This window comes from Cupriavidus sp. 30B13 (genome assembly GCF_049059565.2).
In the GTDB taxonomy this organism is placed as follows: domain Bacteria; phylum Pseudomonadota; class Gammaproteobacteria; order Burkholderiales; family Burkholderiaceae; genus Cupriavidus.
On record NZ_CP188224.1, the window covers coordinates 1,644,036 to 1,664,003 of the forward strand.

The window sequence follows — 19,968 nt, forward strand, 5'->3', positions numbered from 1 at the left end:
AAGACCAACAAGACCAACAAGACCAACAAGACCAACAAGACCAACAAGACCAACAAGACCAACAAGATCAAACGACAGGAAGGGGTAGCGATGCATATCGAACAGGTGGACGTCCTTGTCATCGGCGCGGGCCCGGCGGGCGCCGTGGCCGCGGGCCTGCTGCGCAAGCGCGGCATCGGCGTGCTGGTGCTGGAGAAGGAAACCTTCCCGCGCTTTTCGATCGGGGAAAGCCTGCTGCCGCAGAGCATGGCGTACATCGAAGAGGCGGGCATGCTGCAGGCCGTGGTGGAAGCCGGCTTCCAGTACAAGAACGGCGCCGCCTTCGTGCGCGGCGGGCGCTATACCGATTTCGATTTCCGCGACAAGTTCTCCGCCGGCTGGGGCACCACCTACCAGGTCCAGCGCGCGCGCTTCGACGACGTGCTGATCCGCGAGGCGCAGAAGCAGGGCGCCGAGGTGCGCTTCCGGCACCAGGTCACGGCGGTGGACGTGGAGGGCGAGCAGCCCCGCGTCACCGTGCGCGACGCCGACGGCAACGTCTATGGCGTGCAGGCGCGCTTCGCGCTGGATGCTTCCGGCTTCGGCCGCGTGCTGCCGCGCCTGCTGGACCTGGAGTCGCCGTCCGGCTTCCCGGTGCGCAGCGCCATCTTCACCCACGTGGAAGACCGCGTGCCGCCCGGCACCTTCGACCGCAACAAGATCCGCGTCAGCGTGCATCCGGAGCACGTCGACGTGTGGTACTGGACCATCCCGTTCTCGGACGGCCGCTGCTCGCAGGGCGTGGTGGCGGAAAAGCGTTTCCTCGACCGGTACGCCGGCACCGAGACCGAGCGCCTCAAGGCGCTGGTCGGCGAAGAGCCCGGCCTGGCCAGGCTGCTGGCCAACGCCGAATGGGACACCCCGGCGCGGCAGATCGCCGGCTATTCGGCCAATGTGAAGTCGCTGTGGGGCAAGGGCTATGCGCTGCTGGGCAACGCCGGCGAGTTCCTCGACCCGGTGTTCTCGTCGGGCGTGACCATCGCCTTCAAGTCGGCCAGCCTCGCCACGGCCTGCCTGGCGCGCCAGTTCGCCGGCGAAACCGTGGACTGGCAGGCCGAGTACGGCCGCCCGCTCAAGGAAGGCGTGGACTGCTTCCGCACCTTCGTCGAGGCCTGGTACGAAGGGCGCTTCCAGAAGCTGATCTTCCATCCCGACGCCACGCCGGATATCCGCCGCATGATCTCGGCCATCCTGGCCGGTTATGCGTGGGACCGCAGCAACCCGTTCGTGACCGAGTCGCGGCGCCGCCTGGCCGTGCTGGAGCAGCTTTGCGCGTGACCGTTTCCCGTTCCATGCCGCGCCGGGCCAGCGCGCGGGGCGCGCTGCTGGCCGCCGCCGCGGCGCTGCTGCTGGCCGGCTGCGCCGCGCCCGGCACGGTGCCGCCTGCCCCGGCCACGCGCCGCGCGCCTGTTCCGGCCGCGAGCCGCGAGCCGGTGCCGCTGCTGCGCCTGCCGCCGGCCTCGCTGGGCCGCGCGCTGATGCTGCAGCAGCAGATCACGGTGACGTACCGCACGCCGCGCGGCGAGGAGACCCGCGAGATCCAGGCCCTGCTCGAAGCCGATGCCGCCCATACGCGGCTGGCCGCGCTGGCCGGCGGCCAGGTGCTGGCGCGGCTCGACTGGGACGGGCGCGACCTGCGCGTGGTGCGCTCGCCGTGGGCGCCGGCCGAACTGGTGCCGGAGCGTATCCTGAGCGAGATGCAGTTGTCGCTGTGGCCGGTGGCGGCGATCGCCGCGGCCTTGCCGCCCGGCTGGCGGCTCGACGCCGAGGGCGGTGGCCGCGTGCTGCGCGCGGGCGGCGAGACGGTGGCCGAGATACGCTACCCGGACCCGCGGACGATCGAATTCGAGCAATACCGCGACGGCTACCGGCTGACCATCCGCACGCTGCCGGCGGCGACGCCAGGAGGGCCGCAATGAATGCCACAACGAATGCCGGAATGAACGATGTCTTTATCCATGCACTCGGCGTGACCTGCGCGCTGGGCGATGGCGTGGACGCCGTGCGCGCCGCGCTCTGGCGCACCGACGCCGCACCCGGCGGCGAGGTCACCGGGCGCTACAGCGCGGGCCGGCCGCTGCACCTCGGCACGGTCGATGCCGCGCTGGCGCTGCCCGAAGGCACGGCGCTGGTGCACCGCACGCGCAACAACGCGCTGCTGCACCACACCGCGCTGCAATGCCTGCCGCAGTTGCAGGCGGCCATCGCCCGCTTCGGCCCGGCGCGCGTGGCGGTGGTGATGGGCACCAGCACCTCGGGCATCGCCGAGGGCGGCGAGGCGGTCGGCGCGCGCAGCGCCAGCGGCGCCTGGCCCGAAGGTTTCCACTACGGGCAGCAGGAACTCGGCTCGCCGGCGCAGTTCCTGGCCGGCGCGCTCGGCGTGACCGGGGTGGCGTACACGCTGTCCACGGCATGCTCGTCGAGCGCCAAGGCGCTGGCCGCGGCGGCGCGGCTGCTGCGCAGCGGCGCCGCCGACGCGGTGATCGCGGGCGGCGCCGACACCTTGTGCCCGTTTACCGTGGCCGGCTTCAGCGCGCTGGACTCGGTCTCGGCCGCGCGCTGCAATCCGCTCTCGGTCAACCGCGCCGGCATCAACCTGGGCGAGGGGGCCGCGGTCTTCCTGCTCTCGCGCGAGCCGGGCGAAGTGCGGCTGGCGGGCTGGGGCGAGACTTCCGACGCGCATCACATGTCGGCGCCCGATCCCAGCGGCGCCGGCGCGCAGGCCGCCATGCGGCAGGCGCTGGCGCGCGCCGGGCTGGCCCCGCAGGCCATCGACTACCTCAACCTGCACGGTACCGCCACGGCGCAGAACGACGCCATGGAAGCGCTGGCCTGCGCCGCGCTGTTCGGCGCCGGGGTGCCGCTGAGTTCGACCAAGCCGATGACCGGCCACACGCTCGGCGCGGCGGGCGCCATCGAGGCGGCGCTGATGTGGCTGACGCTGGCCGGCAACCCGCAAGGCCGCCTGCCGGCGCACTGGTGGGACGGCGCGGCCGATCCGGCGCTGCCGCCGCTGCACGTGGTGGCGCCCGGCGAGGCGCTGGGCCATGCGCCGCGCTACGCGATGAGTAATTCCTTCGCGTTCGGCGGCAGCAACAGCGCCGTGATCCTCGGGGCGGGCTGAGCATGCGCGAGACCATCACAAGCGAGCGCGGCGCCGGGTTGCCGGCGATTGCCGAGCTGGTGCCGCATGCCGGCGCCATGCGCCTGCTCGACGAGCTGCTCAGCGCCGACGAGGAGCGGGCGGTGGCGCGCGCCACGGTGCGGGCCACGCAGCTGTTCGTCGACGAGGCCGGCATGCCGGGCTGGGTCGGCATCGAATACATGGCGCAGGCCATCGCCGCCTGGGCCGGCGCGCGCGACTGGCGCGCCGGGCGCAAGCCCGGCATCGGCTTCCTGCTCGGCTCGCGCCGCTACGAGTGCGACGTGCCGGCCTTCCCGGTGGGCAGCGTGCTGACCGTGCAGGTCAGCGCCGAACTGATCGGCGACAACGGCCTGGGCATGTTCGCCTGCGCCGTGTCGCTCGACGGCCGCGAAGTCGCGCGCGCCAACGTTTCCGTTTTCCAGCCCGCCGACGCGCGGGCGTTCTTGCAAGGACAACAACCATGACGGACCGGACCGTGCTCGTCACAGGGTCATCGCGCGGCATCGGCCGCGCCATCGCGCTGCGCCTGGCGCGCGAAGGCTGCGATGTGGTGGTGCATTGCCGCGCGCGGCGCGAAGAGGCCGAATCGGTGGCCGACGCGGTGCGCGCGCTGGGCTGCGGCGCGCGCGTGCTGTGCTTCGACGTGCGCCAGCGCGAGCAGGCCGCCGCCGCGCTGCTGGCCGACATCGAAGCCCACGGCTGCTACTACGGCGTGGTGTGCAACGCCGGCATCGCGCGCGACGCCGCCTTCCCGGCCATGACCGGCGAGGAGTGGGACGAGGTCATCCACACCAACCTGGATGCCTTCTACAACGTGCTCAATCCGGTGGTGATGCCGATGGTGCAGCGGCGCAAGCCGGGCCGCATCGTCACGCTGTCCTCGGTCTCGGGGCTGGTGGGCAACCGCGGCCAGGCCAACTACAGCGCGGCCAAGGCCGGCATCATCGGCGCCACCAAGGCGCTGGCCATCGAGCTGGCCAAGCGCAACATCACCGTCAACTGCGTGGCGCCCGGCCTGATCGACACCGAGATGGTGGAGGCGCACGTGCTGGACGAAGCGCTGCGCATGATCCCTGCGCGCCGCATGGGCACGCCGGACGAAGTGGCCGCCACGGTGGCCTTCCTGATGTCCGCCGACGCGGGCTACATCACGCGGCAGGTGATCTCGGTCAACGGGGGGATGTTCGGATGAAGCGGGTCGTCGTTACCGGAGCCGGCGCGGTCAGCGCGCTGGGCAATGACTGGGCCACGGTGCGCGAGCGCCTGGCGCAGGGGCGCAACGCGGTCGTGCACATGCCCGGCTGGCAGGAGTACAAGGGCCTGAACACCCAGCTGGCGGCGCCGGTGCCGCCGTTCGCTCTGCCCGCGCACTACACGCGCAAGGCCACGCGCGCGATGGGGCGCGTGGCGGTGATGTCGGTGCTGGCCAGCGAGGCCGCGCTGCGGCAGGCGGGCCTGCTCGGCGATCCGCTGGTGACCGGCGGCAAGCTCGGCATCGCCTACGGCTCGTCGACCGGCACGCCCGCCGCGGTGGCCGACTTCGGGCGCATGATGAACGAACGCACCACCGAGGACATCAGCGCCACCACCTATATCCGCATGATGCCGCACACCACGGCGGTCAATATCGGCGTGTTCTTCGGCATCACCGGGCGCATCATCACCACCTCCAGCGCCTGCACCTCGGGCAGCCAGGGCATCGGCTACGCCTACGAGGCCATCCGCAGCGGGCGCCAGGTGGCGATGCTGGCCGGCGGCGCGGAGGAACTCGACCCGACCGAGGCCGCGGTCTTCGACACCCTGTTCGCCACCAGCACCTGCAACGGCGCGCCCCACACCACGCCGCGCCCGTTCGACAGCGAGCGCGACGGTCTGGTGCTGGGCGAGGGCGCCGGCACGCTGCTGCTGGAGGAGCTCGAGCATGCGCAGGCGCGCGGCGCGCGCATCCTGGCGGAACTGGTCGGCTTCGGCACCAACAGCGACGGCGCCCACGTGACCCAGCCGCAGGCTGGCACCATGGCGCAGGCCATGCGCCTGGCGCTCGAGGACGCCGGGCTGGCGGCCTCGGCCATCGGCTACGTCAACGCCCACGGCACGGCCACCGACCAAGGCGACATCGCCGAGTCGCACGCCACCGCGCAGGTGCTGGGCGGCGCGGTGCCGGTCAGCTCGCTCAAGAGCTACCTGGGCCATACGCTGGGCGCCTGCGGCGCGCTGGAAGCCTGGATGACCATCGAGATGATGCGCGAGGGCTGGTTCGCGCCCACCATCAACCTGGCCACGCCCGACCCGCGCTGCGCGCCGCTCGACCACATCATGGGCGCGGGCCGCCGGCTCGATGTCGACTACGCCATGAGCAACAATTTCGCGTTCGGCGGCATCAACACCTCGCTGGTGTTCCGCCGCTGGCGTGACTAGCCGGACCCGGGCGGCTCCCTGCGGCGCCGCCCGTTTTTTCCTGATCGACAAAACCAAGAAAGGAAGGTCAATGAAGCACGCTGTCTCGATCCTCGCCGCCACCGCCGCGGCTGCCATGCTCCTGTCCACGCCCGCCGCGGCGCGCGACACCAAGTACATGCTGCCGTTCAAGGACGTGCTGGACATGCCCGAGGCGCAGGAAAAGCTCGACGGCTCGGTCAAGTTCTTCCTGGCCGGGCAGGCCAAGCCCAAGGTGCTGGAGAGCAAGGAAGAGGACGTGTCCAACCGCAAGACCAACAGCTTCGGCAAGAGCGACGAGGAAGCCTGCCGCTGGGCCGCGCTGTCGGCCCTGATCGCGTTCCAGGACAAGGCCAGGTCGCTGGGCGCCAATGCCGTGGTCAACGTGGTGAGCTACTACAAGAAGGTGGAGGTCGCCAGCCCGGCCGAGTACGAATGCCATGCCGGCGCCGTGGTGGCCGGCGTCGCGCTCAAGGGCACCTATGCCCGGGTCGCCGCCAGGTGACCGGCGAAGCGGTCCGCGGCTGAAGCGCGCCATGCAGGCCGGGCTTGTCCATGTGCGCGTGGCCGAAGTGGCCGGCATGGCGGCGCTGGCGCCGCCGCCGGAGCAGTGGATGAGCGCGCAGGAGGCGCGCCGGCTCGCCGGGCTGCGCGCCGGGCTGCGCGCCAGCCAGTTCGTGGCCGGACGCTGGCTGGCGCGCGCGCTGCTGGCGCAGGCCTGCGGCGGCGCCTGGCAGGACTGGACGCTCGGCGCCGCGCCGGACGGCCCGCCGCAAGCCAGCGGGCCCGTGCCCGCGCATCTCTCGATTTCCCATTCCGGCGGGCTGGTCGCCTGCGCCGCGGGCCCGGCCCCGCTCGGGCTCGATCTCGAATGCCTGCGCCCGCGCCAGGGCCTCGATGCCCTGATCGGGGCGGTCAGCAGCGCCGCCGAGCGCGCCGCCATGCCGGAGCTGGCCGACGCCGGCGACGCAGAGGCCCGGCTGGCCGCGTTCTTCCGGCTCTGGACCTTGAAGGAAGCCTGGCTCAAGCGCACCGGCGGCGCGCTGTTCCAGACCATGCTGGGGCGCGCCGTGGCCATCTCGCCGGCCGCCTCGCCCACCGCCGCCAATGCCTGCACCTGGCGCCATGGCGATGCCATGCTGGCGCTCAGCGCCGGTCCTCCCGTCGCGCTCGCCGGCGCCTTGCCCGCGGGGATTCGCTACTGGCATCTGGCCGCGGCCGCGCAAGCGGCCTGACCGTCACGCCGGCGCCATGGCCGGGCGCCGCGTCGGTGGCCTTCCTACATCCGGATCGCGTGCCTTCGGGTAGACTGGACGGTGCGAGCGCCTCCGCCCATGCAACCGGCTTACCGAGATCCCCGAATACGCGAGGAGAATATTCCCCATGCATGCAGTCCCGTTGCTTGACAGCAGTGCCAACGATAGCCCTGCCGAAGCTCCCCTTCGCGACCTGCGCCGCGTCGCGATCCATCCCGATCACTGGTACCCGCTGGCCTGGTCGCGCGAAGTCAAGCGCGGCAAGGCGCACGGCGTGCGTTTCGCGGGCGAGCCGATCGTGCTCGTGCGCACCGAGTCCGGCGCCGTGTTCGCGCTCGAAGACCGCTGCGCGCACCGCCAGGTGCCGCTGCACGAAGGCGTGGTGGCCGGCGAATCGATCCGCTGCTGCTATCACGGCTGGACCTACGATTGCACGGGCAGCTGCATCGACGTGCCCTACCTGGGCCGCGAGCGGCTGCCCAATGGCGTGCGCGCCTATCCCTGCCGCGAGGCCGAAGGCCTGATCTTCGTCTTCCCGGGCAGCGCCGTGCTGGCCGACGAGACCCCGCTGCCCGCGCTCGGCTCGGTTGCCAACAAGGCCTACAAGACCCGCCGCTTCGGCCGCGAGGTGAAGTGCCACTACTCGTTCATGCACGAGAACCTGATGGACATGAACCACCAGTTCCTGCACCGCCGGCAGATGGGGCAGATGCGCGCCCGCTCGCTGGGCCGCCGGCGCGGCGACGGCTGGGTCGAGGTGGACTACACCTTCTCGCGCGAGGAGGGCAAGCAGCCGGTGGGCGAGGCGCTGGTGTTCGGCAGCGGCAAGGGCGGCGGCCAGAACAACAAGGACGTGATGACGGTACGCACCAGTTATCCCTACCAGACGCTGCAGATCCGCACCTCGGAAGGCACGCTGGTGATGGACCTGTGGATCGTCTACGTGCCGCTCGACGCCGAGCAGCGCACCAACCGCACCTTCGGCCTGCTGTCGATCAAGAAGCCGGGCATTCCCGGCGCGCTCGACCTGGCGTGGCCGCTGCTGGTGTGGTTTACCGAACGCATCTTCAAGGAAGACCGCGAGATCGTCGAGATGGAGCAGGCCGCGCACGACGCGCAGGGCGCCGACTGGAACCACGAGGTGTTCCCGGTCATCAACGAGCTGCGCGACCTGCTGCGCCAGAACGGCGGCGCGGAAACGCCGCGCGCCGCCTGATCCGGGCCGCCGGCGCCGGCCGCTACTTGGAGAAGCGGTTGCGCTCGTCGCGCTCCAGCGTGGAGCAGGCGGTGCGCAACATGGCCGAGAAGCGCGTCAGCGCCGGTTCGATGCGGTAGGCCGGCCCGGCGATCGAGATGCCGTAGCATTCCCCCGACAGCCGTACCGGCCACGCGAGCGCGCCCACGTCGGGCAGCGACTCGCCCAGGTTGATGAAGCAGCCGCGCTCGGCCGAGGCTTCCAGTTCGGCCTCGAGCTGCGCCGCGTCCGCCACCGTGCGCGGCGTGAAGCGCTCGAAGCTCAGTTGCCCGATCAGCGCCCGGCGCTCCTCCTCCGGCATCACCGACAGCAGCGCCTTGCCGATCGAGTTGGCGTGCAGGTCGCGCCGCTCGCCCGCCGTGGCGATGTAGCGGATGGCGTGCGGGGACTCCAGCACGTCCAGGTACACCACCCATCTCCCTTCATGCAGCTTGCCGATCACCACCGTCTCGCCGGTGGCCGCGCGCAGCTCGTTCATGGTGCCGTGCACGCGGTCCAGCACGGGGTCGTGCCGCGCGATCTGCTGCGCCATCGCCAGCAGGCGCCCGGTCGGGTAGTAGCCCTGGCGGCGGCCGGTTTCGTAGAGATAGCCCAGCGAGGTGAGGGTGCGGATCAGCGCCAGGCAGCTCGACGCCGGCACCGCCAGCAGCCGGGCCAGCTCGGAGAGCGAGAGCGCGCGGCGCTCGCGCGCGAACGTTTCGATGATCTCGAGCACGCGCAGCGCCGTCTTCACGTTCATCGGCGGCGCCTTGTTGTCGTTGGCGGTCATGGCGTTGCCCGGGGCGCATGTCCGGGCGGGTGGAAAGAAGCGCTCATCATAGTGCATCGGCAGGCACGGCCGCGGCGGCCGCGTTGCCGGTGGCCCTCGCGCAGGTAGGAATTGCCGGTGCATTGCAAATAGCGCCGTGGCGCCTGACCGGATAGCCCGCGGATTCCACTGTGGGCCGGGTTTGCCGGAGGCGGCCGCGCGGGAACGCGAATTGCGTGACAAGAGCGGGCCGTGCACGCGCGGCATCGTATCCGGTTCATGCAAGGAGACAACCATGAGCACACGACAATACGCCAGGAAATGGACGGCGGTCTGCATGCTGGGCGCCGCGCTCGCTTGCGGAACCGCCATGGGGCAGGGCGCAGGCGGCGGGGCCGGCGGCGGCGCGGGAGCCGGCGCAGGCGGGGGCGGCGGGGTCGGCGGCGGCACGGGAGCCGGCAGCGCCGGCACGGGCCCCGGCGGCGCCGCGGGCGGCACGCTGGGCGCGCCCCAGGCCCCGGGCAGCGGCGGGACACTCAATGGCATGCCGGGCGCGGGCACGCCAGGCGGCGTCAACCGGCCCGACGGCCTGAACAATCCCAATGGCCTGAATAGTCCGAACGGCCCGAACGGCGCCATGACCAATCCGCGCAACGGCGCCATGCGCAACGACGGCACCCGCCGCGATGCGCCCGATGTCCGCACCACGCGTCCCCGCAGCCCGGGCAGCATGCCGCGCACCACGCCCGATTCGTCCACCACCGGCGGCGGGTCGTCCACGGGCTCGGGCATGAGTTCCGGCGGCTCGGGCCGCTAGCGCAGACAGGAGCCTGCCATGCCAAGACCTTCCGACCTTGCGCCGCCGGGCGGCGATTTGCCCGATGCCGGCGCGCGCGCGGTGCCGCCGCGCCGCACGCTGACCGACTATCGCTACGGCAGCCACAGCGGCACGCTGGAAGACCCGCCTGCCTCAACCAGCGAGGCGCCCGCGCCGGCCGGCGACCCCGCCGCTGCGGGCCCTGGCGCGGCGCCCGCGCCGTATCGCGCGGAGCCGGGCGAGAAGGCCCCCGCGGGCGTGGCGCGCTACGGCATGTACGGCGTGGGGCCGGACGGCGGCGCGCCGCCACAGGATGCGCGCGTGCGGCCCGCGCCCGGTCCCGCCGTGCTGGGCCAGTACGACGGCGGCGATCCCACCCCGCGGCAGCCGGCAAGCGACGCCCAGGTGCTGGGCGTGGTGGAGGAGCGCCTGGCGGAACTGGCCGATCCCCACCGCCTGCAGGCCAGTTGCGCGCAAGGCGTGCTGACGCTGCGCGGCAAGCTGCGCGACGGGGCCATGCGCGATGCCGTGGAGGCATGCGCGCGCGCCTGCCCGGGCGTGCGCGAACTGCGCACCGAGTGGACTTATGACTGACGGACGCGGCTGAAGAGTCGGGTCGCCGCGGGCCGCCGCGCGCTACTGCGCGACGGCAGGCGCCGGGGTGCCGATGGTCCCGCCGGTGCCGCTGGTTCCCGGCAGGCTGGTATGCAGGCCGCCGCCGTTCTGGCTGGCGGCCGCGCCCGCCGCGTTGTTTGCGCCGCCGTCCGCGGTGTTGTCCTGCGAGCGCTGCCGGCCGCGTCCGCGTCCGCGCATGCCGGCGCCGGCCACGGGCGCGGCATGGTTCTGCCGCAGTTCCTGGTTGATGCTGTCCACCGTGCGCGGCGCCGGCGTCATGCGTGCGAAGTTGCTGTTGATCGCGTTGATGGCCTCGTCGCCGCTCGCGGGCGAGCCCTGGGCGAAGGTGGCCGCCGGCAGCGCCAGCGCGGCCGTCAGGCAGATCAGTCGGAGCGGGTGGGCAAGGCGGGTCATGGCGGTCCTCCGGGCGTGCTGGCAAGCGATCCGGCGGATGCTAGCAGCGCGCGCCGGGGTGCGGCAACGCAGCGAACGTAGCCGTTGCGTTTCAGGGCGCGCGCGCGTGTTTCAACGTATTACGCAAGCGGCGCGCGCTGCCCTTGGCGGGCGTTCAGAGCTGCGCCGCGTGGTGCCGGATGTGATCCTCGATGAAGGTCGAGATGAAGTAGTAGCCGTGGTCGTAGCCCGCGTGGCGGCGCAGCGTGAGTGGCTGGCCGGCGGCGGCGCAGGCGGCCTCGAAGGCTTCCGGGTGGAGCTGCTCGGCGAGGAATTTGTCGGCCAGGCCCTGGTCGACCAGGATGCCGCCCGGGAACGGCGCCCGCGCCTGGCCCGCCATCAGCGCCGAGGCATCGTACTGCGCCCAGGCCGCGCGGTCGTCGCCGAGGTAGCGGCTGAACGCCTTCTCGCCCCACGGGCAGCGCGCGGGCGCGGCGATCGGCGCGAACGCGGACACCGAGCGGAAACGGTCCGGATGGCGCTGCGCCAGCACCAGCGCGCCGTGCCCGCCCATCGAGTGGCCGAACACGCCGGCGCGCTGCGGATCGGCCGGCAGTTCGCCGGTGACGATGCCGAACAGTTCCTGCGTGACGTAGCTTTCCATGCGCCAGTACCGGCTCCACGGCGCCTGCGTGGCGTCGAGGTAGAAGCCCGCGCCGGCGCCGAAGTCCCACGACTCGGCCTCGCCGGCGATGCCGGTGTCGCGCGGGCTGGTATCGGGCGCCACCAGGATCAGGCCATGCTCGGCGGCCAAGCGCTGGGCGCCGGCCTTGATCATGAAGGTTTCCTCGCTGCAGGTCAGGCCGGCGAGGTAGAACAGCGCGGGCAGGCGCCGCGCCGGCGCGGCCAGCGCCGCCGCCGGCAGGAACACCGAGAAGCGCATCGGCAGGCCGATGGTGGCACTGGCGTGCCGGTAGAAGCGCTGCACGCCGCCAAAGCAGCCGTGCTCCGAGAGCAGTTCGAGCGTGCTCATGGCCGGCCTCAGTACAGCACCACCGAGCGGATCGACTCGCCGCGCTTCATCAGGTCGAAGCCTTCGTTGATGCGCTCCAGCGGCAGCGTGTGGGTGATCAGGTCGTCGATGTTGAGCTTGCCCTCCATGTACCAGTCGACGATCTTGGGCACGTCGGTGCGGCCGCGCGCGCCGCCGAAGGCCGAGCCCTTCCATTCGCGCCCGGTCACCAGCTGGAACGGGCGGGTGGAGATTTCCGCGCCGGCCTCGGCCACGCCGATGATGATCGACTTGCCCCAGCCCTTGTGGCAGCACTCCAGCGCCTGGCGCATGACCTTGGTGTTGCCGATGCACTCGAACGAGTAGTCGGCGCCGCCGTCGGTGAGCTGGACGATGTGGTCGACCACGTTCTCGACCTCGTTCGGGTTGATGAAATGGGTCATGCCGAACTTGCGCGCCATCGCTTCGCGGCCCGGGTTCAGGTCCACGCCGATGATCTTGTCGGCGCCCACCATCCTGGCGGCCTGGATCACGTTCAGGCCGATGCCGCCCAGGCCGAACACCACCACGTTGGCGCCGGCTTCCACCTTGGCCGTGAACAGCACCGCGCCCACGCCGGTGGTCACGCCGCAGCCGATGTAGCAGACCTTGTCGAACGGCGCGTCCGGGCGGATCTTCGCCAGCGCGATCTCCGGCACCACGATGTGGTTGGCGAAGGTGGAGGTGCCCATGTAGTGGAAGACGGGCTTGCCGCCGATCGAGAAGCGCGAGGTGCCGTCCGGCATCAGGCCCTTGCCCTGGGTGGCGCGGATGGCCTGGCACAGGTTGGTCTTGCGCGACAGGCAGAACTTGCACTGGCGGCATTCCGGCGTGTAGAGGGGGATCACGTGGTCGCCGGGCTTGAGCGAGGTCACGCCCGGGCCCACGTCGGTGACGATGCCGGCGCCTTCGTGGCCGAGGATGGCCGGGAAGATGCCTTCCGGATCGGCGCCGGAGAGCGTGTAGTAGTCGGTGTGGCAGATGCCGGTGGCCTTGATCTCCACCAGCACTTCGCCGGCACGCGGGCCGTCCAGGTCGACGTCTTCCACGGTGAGAGGGGCGCCGGCTTTCCAGGCGATGGCGGCTTTGGTCTTCATGATCGGTTTTCCTTGTCGTGTGGCGGCGGCCGGCTGGCCGGCACGGTGTGTCGGGGCGCAACGGCCCTGGCGCCGGCATGGGGAGGCACGGCGCCGGGGCGATTCGTTCGTCAGGGGAAGACTATACGACCATCCGGCTGGCCGTTGGCACCCGAAGCGGCGGATTTGGCCCGGGCCGCCCCCAGATTGGCCGGAATCGCGGGCTTGCCGCGGGCCGCCCGCGCCGGCCGCTCGCTGTCCCCGGTTGACCGGCCCGCGCGCTGCGGCTTAAATGCCCGCTTGTCTACGCGCTGCGGCCATCCGCCCATGCTTCTTCCGCACCCCTTGCCGATTTCGTCGGCCGTTCCTGCCCCGGCATGAATCCTCCGTCCCCGCCCCGCACCTCGCGCGCCTCGCCCGTGCAGCGCGCGCTTTGGATCCTGCGCGCCTTGTCCGACCCGCAGGTGCGCCGCCTGTCCGACGTGGCGCGCGCCACCGGCCTCGACCCGGCCACCGCCTCGCGCCTGCTGGAGCTGCTGGTGGCCGAGGGCTTCGTCACGCGCGATGCCGGCCGCCGCTTCGGCATCGGCCCGGAAATCTTCCAGCTGGCCGACGTGGCGCAGCGGCGCGTGGACCTGCGCGCGCTGGCGCGGCCGAGCCTGGAGCGGCTGGTCGAGGTATTCGAGGACACCGCGGTGCTGACGCTGGCCAGCCGCGGGGAATCGGTGGTGGCCGACATCGAGCTGGGCACCTTCCCGATCCGCGCCAACTACGTGGAGATCGGCACGCGGCGTCCGCTCGGCGTGGGCGCCGGCAGCCTGGCGGTGCTGGCCTGGATGCCCGAGGCCGAGCGCGCCGCGCGCTTTCGCCTGGGCAAGAGCCAGCGCGCGCGCTATCCGCGCCTGAGCGCCGAGGTGATCGGCGAGCAGATCGAGGCGGCGCGCGGCCGCGGCTATGCCTTGTTCCTGGACTGGGTGGTGGACAAGATGGGCGGCATCGCCGTGCCGCTGCTGGACTACGAGGGCCGGCCCATCGGCGCCTTGAGCGTGGCGGCCCTGAGCGAGCGCATCCTCGCGCGCGAGGCGAAGATGGCGCGCCTGCTCAAGGAGGAGGCGCGGCGCATCACCAGCGCGTGGGCGCGCCGCGTGCTGGTGGACTGAGCGCGCGGCGCCGCCCGCTCAGCCGGCCGGCCCGCGCAGCAGCGGCGCCAGGTCTTCCGGCACCTCCACCTCGAAGCGCAGCACCGCGCTCGCCAGCGCCTTGCCGTAGTTGTCGAGCGCCAGGCTGCGCGAGACCCCGCCGCCGAGTGCGCCGTGGGCGACGAAGTTCAGCACCTGCAGGCCGTCGGCCTCGAAGCGCTCCACCTTGCCGGTGACCACGCCGCCGTACAGCGCCTTGAAGGCGTCGGCGGTGAGCTGCGCCTTGAGATGGGGATAGAAGGCCGGGTCGTAGGCGATCACCGCCGTGTTGGAAATGTCGCCCTTGTCGCCCGACCGGGTGTGCGCGAGGCGCCTCAGTGAAACCTTCATCGCGGGTTGCCTCAGAGGTAGTGGATTTCGGAGCTGACCTGCTCGCGCGGCACCAGCGCCGACCACACGCCGATGATCTCGCGCGTGCGTTCCTGGTGCGGCACGCGCTTGCCGGTGGAGGCCAGCCCGCACACGGCCATGCTGTCGATCTCGCGGCCGACCTTGGCGGCCTCGGCGCGCGTGCGCGTGCGCGCGGCCACGCGCACGGCGATCTCGTTGGGTTCGCAGGCCGGCGCCGGCGAAGCGTCGCCGTGGATGGCATTGACGCCGAGGAAGTCGATGCGCAGCGCCTCGGCCCGCAGCCCGGCCAGGCGGAAGCGGTGCTCGAGGATGGTCTTGGCCAGGCGCGCCTTTTCCAGGCAGCCGGGGCCGGCGTAGAAGAACATGTCCTCGCCGATGAAGCCCTCGGTGCAGCCCAGCGAGACCTTGAGCGTGGGCGTGCGCGGCGCGCCGTCCACGCCGCTGATGCGGACCTGGTCGGGCGCCACCTGCTCCAGCCGCGCCGTGGTGAAATCGACCACCACGTCGGGTGTGATGTAGCGGCGCGGGTCGTGCACCTCGTAGAACATCTGTTCCTTCACGGTCTGCAGGTCGATGCGCCCGCCGGTGCCGGCCACCTTGGAGATCACGGCGGTGCCCCCGGCATCCACCTCGGCGATGGGGAAGGCCAGGTTCCACGGCTCGGGCACGTCCTTGTAGCCGGGGTCGCCGAAGTAGCCGCCGGTCACCTGCGCGCCGCATTCGAGCAGGTGGCCGATGGCGCTGCCGCGCGCCAGCAGCGCGGTGTCGTCCGCGCGCCAGCCGAAGCTGTGCATCATCGGCGCGAGGAACAGCGAGGGGTCCGCCACGCGCCCGGTGACCACGATCTGCGCGCCGGCTTCGAGCGCGCGCACGATGGGGCCCGCGCCCTCGTAGGGCTCGGCCGAGATCAGCGAATCGCGCAGCGTGGCGATGGGCGCGCCGCTCTCCAGGATGTGCAGTGCCTGGTCGCAGATGGTGCCGGTCAGGTCGGTGGTGGTGACCGCGGCGATCTTCACGCGCGGCAGGCCCAGCTCCTCGCACAGCTGCGCGATGCGCCGCGCCGCGCCGAGCGGATTGATCCAGCCCTGGTTGCTGACGATGCGCGTGCCCTGCGCGATGCAGTGCGGCAGCACCGCGCGCATGCGCTCGTCGAGGTAGGTGTCGTAGCCTTCGAAGCTGGCGTCGCGGCGCTTGCGCACCTGCGCCGCGGAGACCGTGGCCTCGGCCATGGTCTCGAAGCAGAGGAAGTCGAGCCGGCCGTGCTGCGCGCTCAGCGCCGCGGGTTCGACGCGGTCGCCCCACCAGCCCGAGCCCGAGCCGATGCGGATGGTCTTTGTTGCCATGAGGGATTCCTTGTCTGTGGGGCCGGCCGCTATTGCGCCTGGATGCCCGCGTTCTTGATGACGCGCGACCATTTCTCGGTGTCGGCGCGGATCACCGCCGCGAAGGCGGCCGGGGTGTCGCCGCCCGGCACCGCGCCGAGCTGCTCCACGCGCTGCCTGACCTCCGGCGTGGCCAGGATGCGCGCCACCGTCTGCTGCAGGCGCGCCACCAGCGCCGCCGGCGTGCCGGCCGGCGCCAGCAGCCCGAACCAGGAGTTCACCACGTAGCCGGGCAGGCCCGATTCGGCCACCGTCGGCACCTCCGGCAGCACCGGCGCGCGCTGCGGGGTGGTGACAGCCAGCGCGCGCACCTTGCCGGCCTGGATCTGCGCCAGCGCCGAGGGCAGGTTGTCGTACATGAGGTTGACCTGGCCGGCCAGCAGGTCGGTCATGGCGGGCGCCGCGCCCTTGTACGGCACGTGCTGCATCTTCACGCCGGCCATGCTGTCGAGCAGCTCGCCGGAAAGATGGGGCGAGCCGCCGGTGCTGGTGGATGCGTAGTTGAGCTTGCCCGGCTGCTGCTTCGCCAGCGCGATCAGTTCGGCCACCGACTTGACCGGCAGCGTGGCGTTGGTCAGCAGCACGTTGGGCGAGTTGGCCACCAGCGTGACCGGCGCGAAGTCCTTGCCCGAGTCATACGGCATGCGCGCGTAGATGAACTGGTTGGTGACCTGCGTGCCGAGCGTGCCCATCAGCAGCGTGTAGCCGTCCGGCGCCGCCTTGGCCACGGCCTCCGCGCCGATGTTGCCGCCGGCGCCGGGGCGGTTGTCCACCACCACGGTCTGCCCAAGCGCCTCGCCGAGCTTGAGCGCGACCAGGCGCGCGAGGATGTCGGTGGTGCCGCCCGGCGTGAACGGCACCACCAGGCGGATCGGTTTGGCGGGATAGGCCTCGGCCGCGCGGGCCGCGCCCACGGGCAGCGCGGTCAAGGCGAGCGGGGCGCACAAGGTGGCGCAGGCCATCGCGGCCAGGCGCAAGGTGGTGCGTCGGTTCATGGTCGTTGTCTCCTGGCATGCGCGGCCGCGGTGGCCGCGCATGCTGGCTGCGCTGCGTGCGCGGATGCGCCACAGCGTTTTGTTTATTGAAACCTTCTGGCGGTGATCTTATTCATGTGCCGGTTTCAGCGTCAAACAATGGCTTGAAATTTTCATTGGATGAAAATGACGCGAGGCGAGAGCGGAGCGGCGAGCGCCGCCGCGCGGGCGGGCATGGGCCGGAGCCACCGGCGGAGACGGGAAAGGGACGGGAGAGGCGGGAGAGGCGGGAGAGAGACGGGCGGCAGGCCGGCGGAGGAATCCGGCCGTGCGCGCGGCACCCGGGCCGCGCGGCGGAGCATCATCGCGGGCGGCCGCCGGCCGCCCGTGTCCCGGCGGTTCAGTAAGCCGGATACGGTTGCTGGTATTGCTGGTATTGCTGGTACTGCTGCGGATACGGCTGCTGGTAATACGGCACGGCCTGCACCGGCTGCGGGCCGCACGGCACGTAGGCGCGGTTGTAGTTGCTGTAGCAGTAGCCCGGGGGCGGCGCATAGGCCGGCGCCGGCGCGGCGGCCATCACGGGCTGGCTGGCCACGGCCGCGCCGACGGCCAGGCCGACCAGCGCACCAATGGCCAGCACCGCCGCGGCACCGCCGCCGCCGCCGCCGTGGCCATGATCGCGCCCGCGTGCCGAGGCGGGACCGGCGGCGAGCAGCGAGGCGGCGAGCAGGCCAGCGCCGATGACACGGACTGCACGGTTGGCACGAGTGGGGTTGCGCATGACTGGCTCCTGATCCTTGCTGATGGCGGCCGGCGCAATCGCGCTGGCCATGGAGTCATGCTAGGGCCAAGGTGTCACTGCAATATTACGGCGCGGTTAGCAGATGTAACGCCGGGGCGACCCGGCATGCGCTCTTTGCGTGCGTCCGGATCAGGGCGCGGGGCGCGGCGGCGGGGGTGTCTGCGGCGCCGGCGCGGGCGGCGGCAAGCCAGCCGGCTGGGCGGACTGCGCGGACGCGGCCTTCTTGTAATGGTGCTTGTGCCTGTGCTTGTGTTTCTTGTGCGGCGCGGGTTGCGCGGGCAGCGGCGTGGCGGTGGCGCGCTCGCCTTGCGGCCGCTGGGGCTGGGGTGGCGGCAGCTGCGCGTGGGCGATGCCGCCCAGGGACAGGGCGGCCAGGAGGGCGCCGAGCACGGCGGTCCTGGAGACGATCGGGTGTGGTTTCATGGCGAGATTCCTCGATTCTTCATGCCGGGTCAGTAATATTCCGTCACCATTATCGGCCGGCGCGGCGGCGGCAGGTGTCGGAGAGCGGCTGATTCGCATGCCGGCCGTGCCGTTCCAGGGCACTTTCAGGGCGGACAGATGCCGCTGTCCGGCAGCACGTCGAAGGCCAGCACCTGCGTGACCTGCCGGGGACTGAAGTTGTCGTCCGACACCATGGCCAGCGTGGCGCACCCTCGCCCCGTCTTCGGCCCCCAGGCCATCCCTTCGAGGTTGTCCAGGCGCGGCAGCGCCAGGCGGTCCAGGTCGAGCACCAGCCGCTTGCGCGCCGGCACGTATAAGCCGCATGCATCTTGTCGGCCTTGCGAGCCATATCGAAATCGCACGATGACCGGCGCCGAAAAAGCGCCCCATGACAGGCTTGTTGCCGACCAATGTGCATGATGCACCGCCGCAATCCTATTTTTGAGCAAACACTCCAATCTGCCTATTGGACGGAATGAAACTAGGGTTTATACTTAGCCCTGTCTCCTCCTTGTCTCCAACGACATGGATTCAACCCGCCCTTCGGGGCGGGTTTATTTTTTTCGCCCCCTCGAATTCATCCGCAGGCCGCCGCCCCCGGCGTTCAGAGCATGAAACGTTTCGCAGCATTCGCCACGGCAAGCTGGTCGGCAGCCGCACTGGTCTATTTCGGGCAGCACTCGACGGCCATGCTGGCCCTGAGCGCCATCGTCGCCCTGGCCGGTCTGGACATCGCCTCCGGCCTGTGACCGCCACGCGCCCCCGCTCTCCGTAATCTCGCCGCGGCGCGCCATCGCCCGCGCCGCCTTGACTGCCGTCCATATATGAAGGTAACCTTCACAGCTAACCTTCATAGTTCGCCTTCCCTCCCCTATGGACACCCCGCATCCGGATTCCGACGCCGCCCACGCACTGGCCGCCGAGCTGCGTGTCGTGCTCGGCCGGCTGACCCGCCGGCTGCGCGAAAAATCGCATTTCAGCCATCTTTCCTGGACTCAGTTGCGCGTGCTGCTGCGGCTGGAACGCGAAGGGCCGGCGACCGTATCGGCGCTGGCGCGGGCCGAAGGCATGCGTCCGCAATCGATGGGCGAGACGGTTTCCGTCCTCAAGGCGGCAGGACTGGTCAGCGGCGCGCCGGATCCCACCGACGGGCGGCAGACTGTCCTGTCGCTCACGCCGGCCTGCGTCGAAGCGGTCCGGGCCGGCCGCGCGGCGCGCGAGGACTGGCTGTTCCACGCCATCGAGACCAGGCTCGCGCCGGCGGAGCGGGAACAGCTCGCCGCGGCCGTCGGGCTGCTGGCGCGGCTGGTCGAGTCCTGATCCGCGCCGTCCCCGTCTCTGTATCACCTTGTACCACCTGCCCCATCCAGAGAAACGCCATGACAACGACCACGCTCGACTCCCGGACCGCCCTCATCGTCATCGACCTGCAGCAGGGCATCGTATCCTACCCCGCGGCACACCCGATCGGCGGCGTCGTGAACAATGCCAGCGCGCTGGCCGCGGCCTTCCGCGGCCACGGCCTGCCGGTGGTGCTGGTCAACGTGGCCGGCGGCGCGCCGGGGCGGGCCGAGCAGGCGCGCAACCTCGGGCAGTTGCCGCCCGGCTGGACCGACCTCGTTCCTGAACTGAACCGGCAGCCCGGCGATCATCTCGTCACCAAGCGCACCTGGGGCGCCTTCACCGACACCGGGCTCGACGCGCACCTCAGGAGCCTCGGCGTCACGCAAGTGGTGATCGCCGGCGTGGCGACCAGCATCGGCGTGGAATCGACCGCGCGCCAGGCGCAGGAGCTCGGCTACAACGTCACCCTCGCGGTGGATGCCATGACCGACATGAACGCGGACGCGCACGCCAACAGCGTCGCGCGGATCTTCCCGCGGCTGGGCGAGACCGGCACCACGCGCGAGATCGTCGAGCTGCTCGGCAGGACCCGCGCATGAGCACCGCCGCGGCGCGCCGCGCCCCGGGCTAGGCGGCAC

At 71.5% G+C, this 19,968-nt stretch carries 25 protein-coding genes; 15 read left to right on the top strand and 10 right to left on the bottom strand.

Annotated elements, in window-relative coordinates; all coding sequences use genetic code 11:
• Positions 1-90: 90 nt before the first annotated feature.
• From ACKI2N_RS26375 to ACKI2N_RS26415, 9 genes are all read left to right on the top strand, one after another.
• A complete protein-coding gene (locus ACKI2N_RS26375) occupies positions 91-1,317 on the top strand; it encodes an NAD(P)/FAD-dependent oxidoreductase (protein WP_420992064.1) in 1,227 nt (408 codons plus the stop codon).
• Positions 1,314-1,958, top strand: coding sequence for a DUF3261 domain-containing protein (locus ACKI2N_RS26380; RefSeq protein WP_420991768.1), 645 nt, complete (start codon positions 1,314-1,316; stop codon positions 1,956-1,958). Before ACKI2N_RS26375 ends, ACKI2N_RS26380 begins: the two co-directional genes overlap by 4 nt.
• Before the next feature lie 20 nt (positions 1,959-1,978).
• The gene (locus tag ACKI2N_RS26385) at positions 1,979-3,163 is read left to right on the top strand and encodes a beta-ketoacyl-ACP synthase (protein WP_420991769.1); all 1,185 of its coding nucleotides are present in this window, start codon (positions 1,979-1,981) and stop codon (positions 3,161-3,163) included.
• A 2-nt stretch (positions 3,164-3,165) separates the two neighbouring features.
• A complete protein-coding gene (locus ACKI2N_RS26390) occupies positions 3,166-3,648 on the top strand; it encodes a hypothetical protein (RefSeq protein ID WP_420991770.1) in 483 nt (160 codons plus the stop codon).
• Entirely contained in the window at positions 3,645-4,376 is a 732-nt protein-coding gene (gene fabG, locus ACKI2N_RS26395) for a 3-oxoacyl-ACP reductase FabG (RefSeq protein ID WP_420991771.1), read from the top strand. Before ACKI2N_RS26390 ends, fabG begins: the two co-directional genes overlap by 4 nt.
• Complete coding sequence (locus ACKI2N_RS26400) at positions 4,373-5,602, top strand: beta-ketoacyl-ACP synthase (RefSeq protein ID WP_420991772.1); 1,230 nt, start codon at positions 4,373-4,375, stop codon at positions 5,600-5,602. The genes fabG and ACKI2N_RS26400 overlap by 4 nt, the downstream gene beginning before the upstream one ends.
• A 70-nt stretch (positions 5,603-5,672) precedes the next feature.
• Positions 5,673-6,125 carry an excinuclease ATPase subunit gene (locus tag ACKI2N_RS26405; protein WP_420991773.1) on the top strand — a complete coding sequence of 151 codons (453 nt, stop codon included), beginning with the start codon at positions 5,673-5,675 and terminating at the stop codon, positions 6,123-6,125.
• A 31-nt stretch (positions 6,126-6,156) separates the two neighbouring features.
• The gene (locus ACKI2N_RS26410; protein WP_420991774.1) at positions 6,157-6,855 is read left to right on the top strand and encodes a 4'-phosphopantetheinyl transferase family protein; all 699 of its coding nucleotides are present in this window, start codon (positions 6,157-6,159) and stop codon (positions 6,853-6,855) included.
• Between the two features lie 148 nt (positions 6,856-7,003).
• On the top strand, positions 7,004-8,092 hold the full coding sequence (locus tag ACKI2N_RS26415; protein ID WP_420991775.1) for a Rieske 2Fe-2S domain-containing protein: 1,089 nt from the start codon (positions 7,004-7,006) through the stop codon (positions 8,090-8,092).
• Between the two features lie 22 nt (positions 8,093-8,114).
• On the opposite strand, the gene ACKI2N_RS26420 is transcribed toward ACKI2N_RS26415, so the two are convergent.
• Entirely contained in the window at positions 8,115-8,870 is a 756-nt protein-coding gene (locus ACKI2N_RS26420; RefSeq protein WP_420992065.1) for an IclR family transcriptional regulator, read from the bottom strand.
• Positions 8,871-9,174: 304 nt separating this feature from the next.
• Between ACKI2N_RS26420 and ACKI2N_RS26425 the strand changes: the two genes are divergently transcribed.
• The gene (locus ACKI2N_RS26425) at positions 9,175-9,696 is read left to right on the top strand and encodes a hypothetical protein (RefSeq protein ID WP_420991776.1); all 522 of its coding nucleotides are present in this window, start codon (positions 9,175-9,177) and stop codon (positions 9,694-9,696) included.
• 18 nt (positions 9,697-9,714) lie between these two features.
• A complete protein-coding gene (locus ACKI2N_RS26430) occupies positions 9,715-10,290 on the top strand; it encodes a hypothetical protein (protein WP_420991777.1) in 576 nt (191 codons plus the stop codon).
• Positions 10,291-10,332: 42 nt separating this feature from the next.
• Here ACKI2N_RS26430 and ACKI2N_RS26435 read toward each other — a convergent pair whose 3' ends face one another.
• The 3 genes from ACKI2N_RS26435 to ACKI2N_RS26445 form a co-directional block, all read right to left on the bottom strand.
• Positions 10,333-10,725 carry a hypothetical protein gene (locus tag ACKI2N_RS26435; RefSeq protein ID WP_420991778.1) on the bottom strand — a complete coding sequence of 131 codons (393 nt, stop codon included), beginning with the start codon at positions 10,723-10,725 and terminating at the stop codon, positions 10,333-10,335.
• A gap of 154 nt (positions 10,726-10,879) precedes the next feature.
• Entirely contained in the window at positions 10,880-11,737 is an 858-nt protein-coding gene (gene fghA, locus ACKI2N_RS26440; protein WP_420991779.1) for an S-formylglutathione hydrolase, read from the bottom strand.
• An 8-nt stretch (positions 11,738-11,745) separates the two neighbouring features.
• Positions 11,746-12,852 carry an S-(hydroxymethyl)glutathione dehydrogenase/class III alcohol dehydrogenase gene (locus ACKI2N_RS26445; RefSeq protein ID WP_420991780.1) on the bottom strand — a complete coding sequence of 369 codons (1,107 nt, stop codon included), beginning with the start codon at positions 12,850-12,852 and terminating at the stop codon, positions 11,746-11,748.
• A 356-nt stretch (positions 12,853-13,208) separates the two neighbouring features.
• Here ACKI2N_RS26445 and ACKI2N_RS26450 point away from each other — a divergent pair, with 356 nt between their 5' ends.
• Positions 13,209-13,991 (top strand): IclR family transcriptional regulator, encoded by a 783-nt coding sequence (locus tag ACKI2N_RS26450; protein WP_420991781.1) that lies wholly within the window; start codon positions 13,209-13,211, stop codon positions 13,989-13,991.
• 18 nt (positions 13,992-14,009) lie between these two features.
• Here the strand turns inward: ACKI2N_RS26450 and ACKI2N_RS26455 are convergent, their stop codons facing one another.
• The 6 genes from ACKI2N_RS26455 to ACKI2N_RS26480 form a co-directional block, all read right to left on the bottom strand.
• The gene (locus ACKI2N_RS26455) at positions 14,010-14,360 is read right to left on the bottom strand and encodes an AtuA-related protein (RefSeq protein ID WP_420991782.1); all 351 of its coding nucleotides are present in this window, start codon (positions 14,358-14,360) and stop codon (positions 14,010-14,012) included.
• An 11-nt stretch (positions 14,361-14,371) separates the two neighbouring features.
• Positions 14,372-15,724, bottom strand: coding sequence for an acyclic terpene utilization AtuA family protein (locus ACKI2N_RS26460; RefSeq protein WP_420991783.1), 1,353 nt, complete (start codon positions 15,722-15,724; stop codon positions 14,372-14,374).
• A 29-nt stretch (positions 15,725-15,753) separates the two neighbouring features.
• A complete protein-coding gene (locus ACKI2N_RS26465; RefSeq protein WP_420991784.1) occupies positions 15,754-16,758 on the bottom strand; it encodes a Bug family tripartite tricarboxylate transporter substrate binding protein in 1,005 nt (334 codons plus the stop codon).
• 379 nt (positions 16,759-17,137) lie between these two features.
• Positions 17,138-17,521: a mechanosensitive ion channel protein MscS gene (locus ACKI2N_RS26470; protein WP_420991785.1), complete on the bottom strand. Its 384-nt coding sequence runs from the start codon at positions 17,519-17,521 to the stop codon at positions 17,138-17,140.
• Between the two features lie 150 nt (positions 17,522-17,671).
• Positions 17,672-17,965, bottom strand: a complete 294-nt coding sequence (locus ACKI2N_RS26475) for a hypothetical protein (protein WP_420991786.1) — start codon at positions 17,963-17,965, stop codon at positions 17,672-17,674.
• Positions 17,966-18,090: 125 nt separating this feature from the next.
• Complete coding sequence (locus ACKI2N_RS26480; RefSeq protein WP_426990950.1) at positions 18,091-18,297, bottom strand: esterase-like activity of phytase family protein; 207 nt, start codon at positions 18,295-18,297, stop codon at positions 18,091-18,093.
• A 300-nt stretch (positions 18,298-18,597) separates the two neighbouring features.
• Between ACKI2N_RS26480 and ACKI2N_RS26485 the strand changes: the two genes are divergently transcribed.
• The 3 genes from ACKI2N_RS26485 (at position 18,598) to ACKI2N_RS26495 (ending at position 19,929) form a co-directional block, all read left to right on the top strand.
• The gene (locus tag ACKI2N_RS26485) at positions 18,598-18,735 is read left to right on the top strand and encodes a hypothetical protein (RefSeq protein ID WP_420991788.1); all 138 of its coding nucleotides are present in this window, start codon (positions 18,598-18,600) and stop codon (positions 18,733-18,735) included.
• A 124-nt stretch (positions 18,736-18,859) separates the two neighbouring features.
• Positions 18,860-19,306 (top strand): MarR family winged helix-turn-helix transcriptional regulator, encoded by a 447-nt coding sequence (locus ACKI2N_RS26490; RefSeq protein ID WP_420991789.1) that lies wholly within the window; start codon positions 18,860-18,862, stop codon positions 19,304-19,306.
• 59 nt (positions 19,307-19,365) lie between these two features.
• Positions 19,366-19,929, top strand: coding sequence for an isochorismatase family protein (locus tag ACKI2N_RS26495; protein WP_420991790.1), 564 nt, complete (start codon positions 19,366-19,368; stop codon positions 19,927-19,929).
• The last annotated feature ends 39 nt before the right edge of the window (positions 19,930-19,968 follow it).

What these genes read in the sequence shown, in the direction of transcription:
- ACKI2N_RS26430 (WP_420991777.1), top strand. Translation starts at nt 9,715, where the DNA reads ATGCCAAGACCTTCCGACCTTGCGCCGCCGGGCGGCGATTTGCCCGAT.
- ACKI2N_RS26435 (WP_420991778.1), bottom strand. Translation starts at nt 10,725, where the DNA reads ATGACCCGCCTTGCCCACCCGCTCCGACTGATCTGCCTGACGGCCGCG.
- ACKI2N_RS26485 (WP_420991788.1), top strand. Translation starts at nt 18,598, where the DNA reads ATGAAACGTTTCGCAGCATTCGCCACGGCAAGCTGGTCGGCAGCCGCA.
- fabG (WP_420991771.1), top strand. Translation starts at nt 3,645, where the DNA reads ATGACGGACCGGACCGTGCTCGTCACAGGGTCATCGCGCGGCATCGGC.
- ACKI2N_RS26415 (WP_420991775.1), top strand. Translation starts at nt 7,004, where the DNA reads ATGCATGCAGTCCCGTTGCTTGACAGCAGTGCCAACGATAGCCCTGCC.
- ACKI2N_RS26450 (WP_420991781.1), top strand. Translation starts at nt 13,209, where the DNA reads ATGAATCCTCCGTCCCCGCCCCGCACCTCGCGCGCCTCGCCCGTGCAG.
- ACKI2N_RS26490 (WP_420991789.1), top strand. Translation starts at nt 18,860, where the DNA reads ATGGACACCCCGCATCCGGATTCCGACGCCGCCCACGCACTGGCCGCC.
- ACKI2N_RS26385 (WP_420991769.1), top strand. Translation starts at nt 1,979, where the DNA reads ATGAACGATGTCTTTATCCATGCACTCGGCGTGACCTGCGCGCTGGGC.
- ACKI2N_RS26390 (WP_420991770.1), top strand. Translation starts at nt 3,166, where the DNA reads ATGCGCGAGACCATCACAAGCGAGCGCGGCGCCGGGTTGCCGGCGATT.
- ACKI2N_RS26425 (WP_420991776.1), top strand. Translation starts at nt 9,175, where the DNA reads ATGAGCACACGACAATACGCCAGGAAATGGACGGCGGTCTGCATGCTG.
- ACKI2N_RS26405 (WP_420991773.1), top strand. Translation starts at nt 5,673, where the DNA reads ATGAAGCACGCTGTCTCGATCCTCGCCGCCACCGCCGCGGCTGCCATG.
- ACKI2N_RS26420 (WP_420992065.1), bottom strand. Translation starts at nt 8,870, where the DNA reads ATGAACGTGAAGACGGCGCTGCGCGTGCTCGAGATCATCGAAACGTTC.
- ACKI2N_RS26445 (WP_420991780.1), bottom strand. Translation starts at nt 12,852, where the DNA reads ATGAAGACCAAAGCCGCCATCGCCTGGAAAGCCGGCGCCCCTCTCACC.
- ACKI2N_RS26375 (WP_420992064.1), top strand. Translation starts at nt 91, where the DNA reads ATGCATATCGAACAGGTGGACGTCCTTGTCATCGGCGCGGGCCCGGCG.
- ACKI2N_RS26400 (WP_420991772.1), top strand. Translation starts at nt 4,373, where the DNA reads ATGAAGCGGGTCGTCGTTACCGGAGCCGGCGCGGTCAGCGCGCTGGGC.
- ACKI2N_RS26410 (WP_420991774.1), top strand. Translation starts at nt 6,157, where the DNA reads ATGCAGGCCGGGCTTGTCCATGTGCGCGTGGCCGAAGTGGCCGGCATG.
- ACKI2N_RS26465 (WP_420991784.1), bottom strand. Translation starts at nt 16,758, where the DNA reads ATGAACCGACGCACCACCTTGCGCCTGGCCGCGATGGCCTGCGCCACC.
- ACKI2N_RS26475 (WP_420991786.1), bottom strand. Translation starts at nt 17,965, where the DNA reads ATGAAACCACACCCGATCGTCTCCAGGACCGCCGTGCTCGGCGCCCTC.
- ACKI2N_RS26495 (WP_420991790.1), top strand. Translation starts at nt 19,366, where the DNA reads ATGACAACGACCACGCTCGACTCCCGGACCGCCCTCATCGTCATCGAC.
- ACKI2N_RS26460 (WP_420991783.1), bottom strand. Translation starts at nt 15,724, where the DNA reads ATGGCAACAAAGACCATCCGCATCGGCTCGGGCTCGGGCTGGTGGGGC.
- ACKI2N_RS26455 (WP_420991782.1), bottom strand. Translation starts at nt 14,360, where the DNA reads ATGAAGGTTTCACTGAGGCGCCTCGCGCACACCCGGTCGGGCGACAAG.
- fghA (WP_420991779.1), bottom strand. Translation starts at nt 11,737, where the DNA reads ATGAGCACGCTCGAACTGCTCTCGGAGCACGGCTGCTTTGGCGGCGTG.
- ACKI2N_RS26470 (WP_420991785.1), bottom strand. Translation starts at nt 17,521, where the DNA reads ATGCGCAACCCCACTCGTGCCAACCGTGCAGTCCGTGTCATCGGCGCT.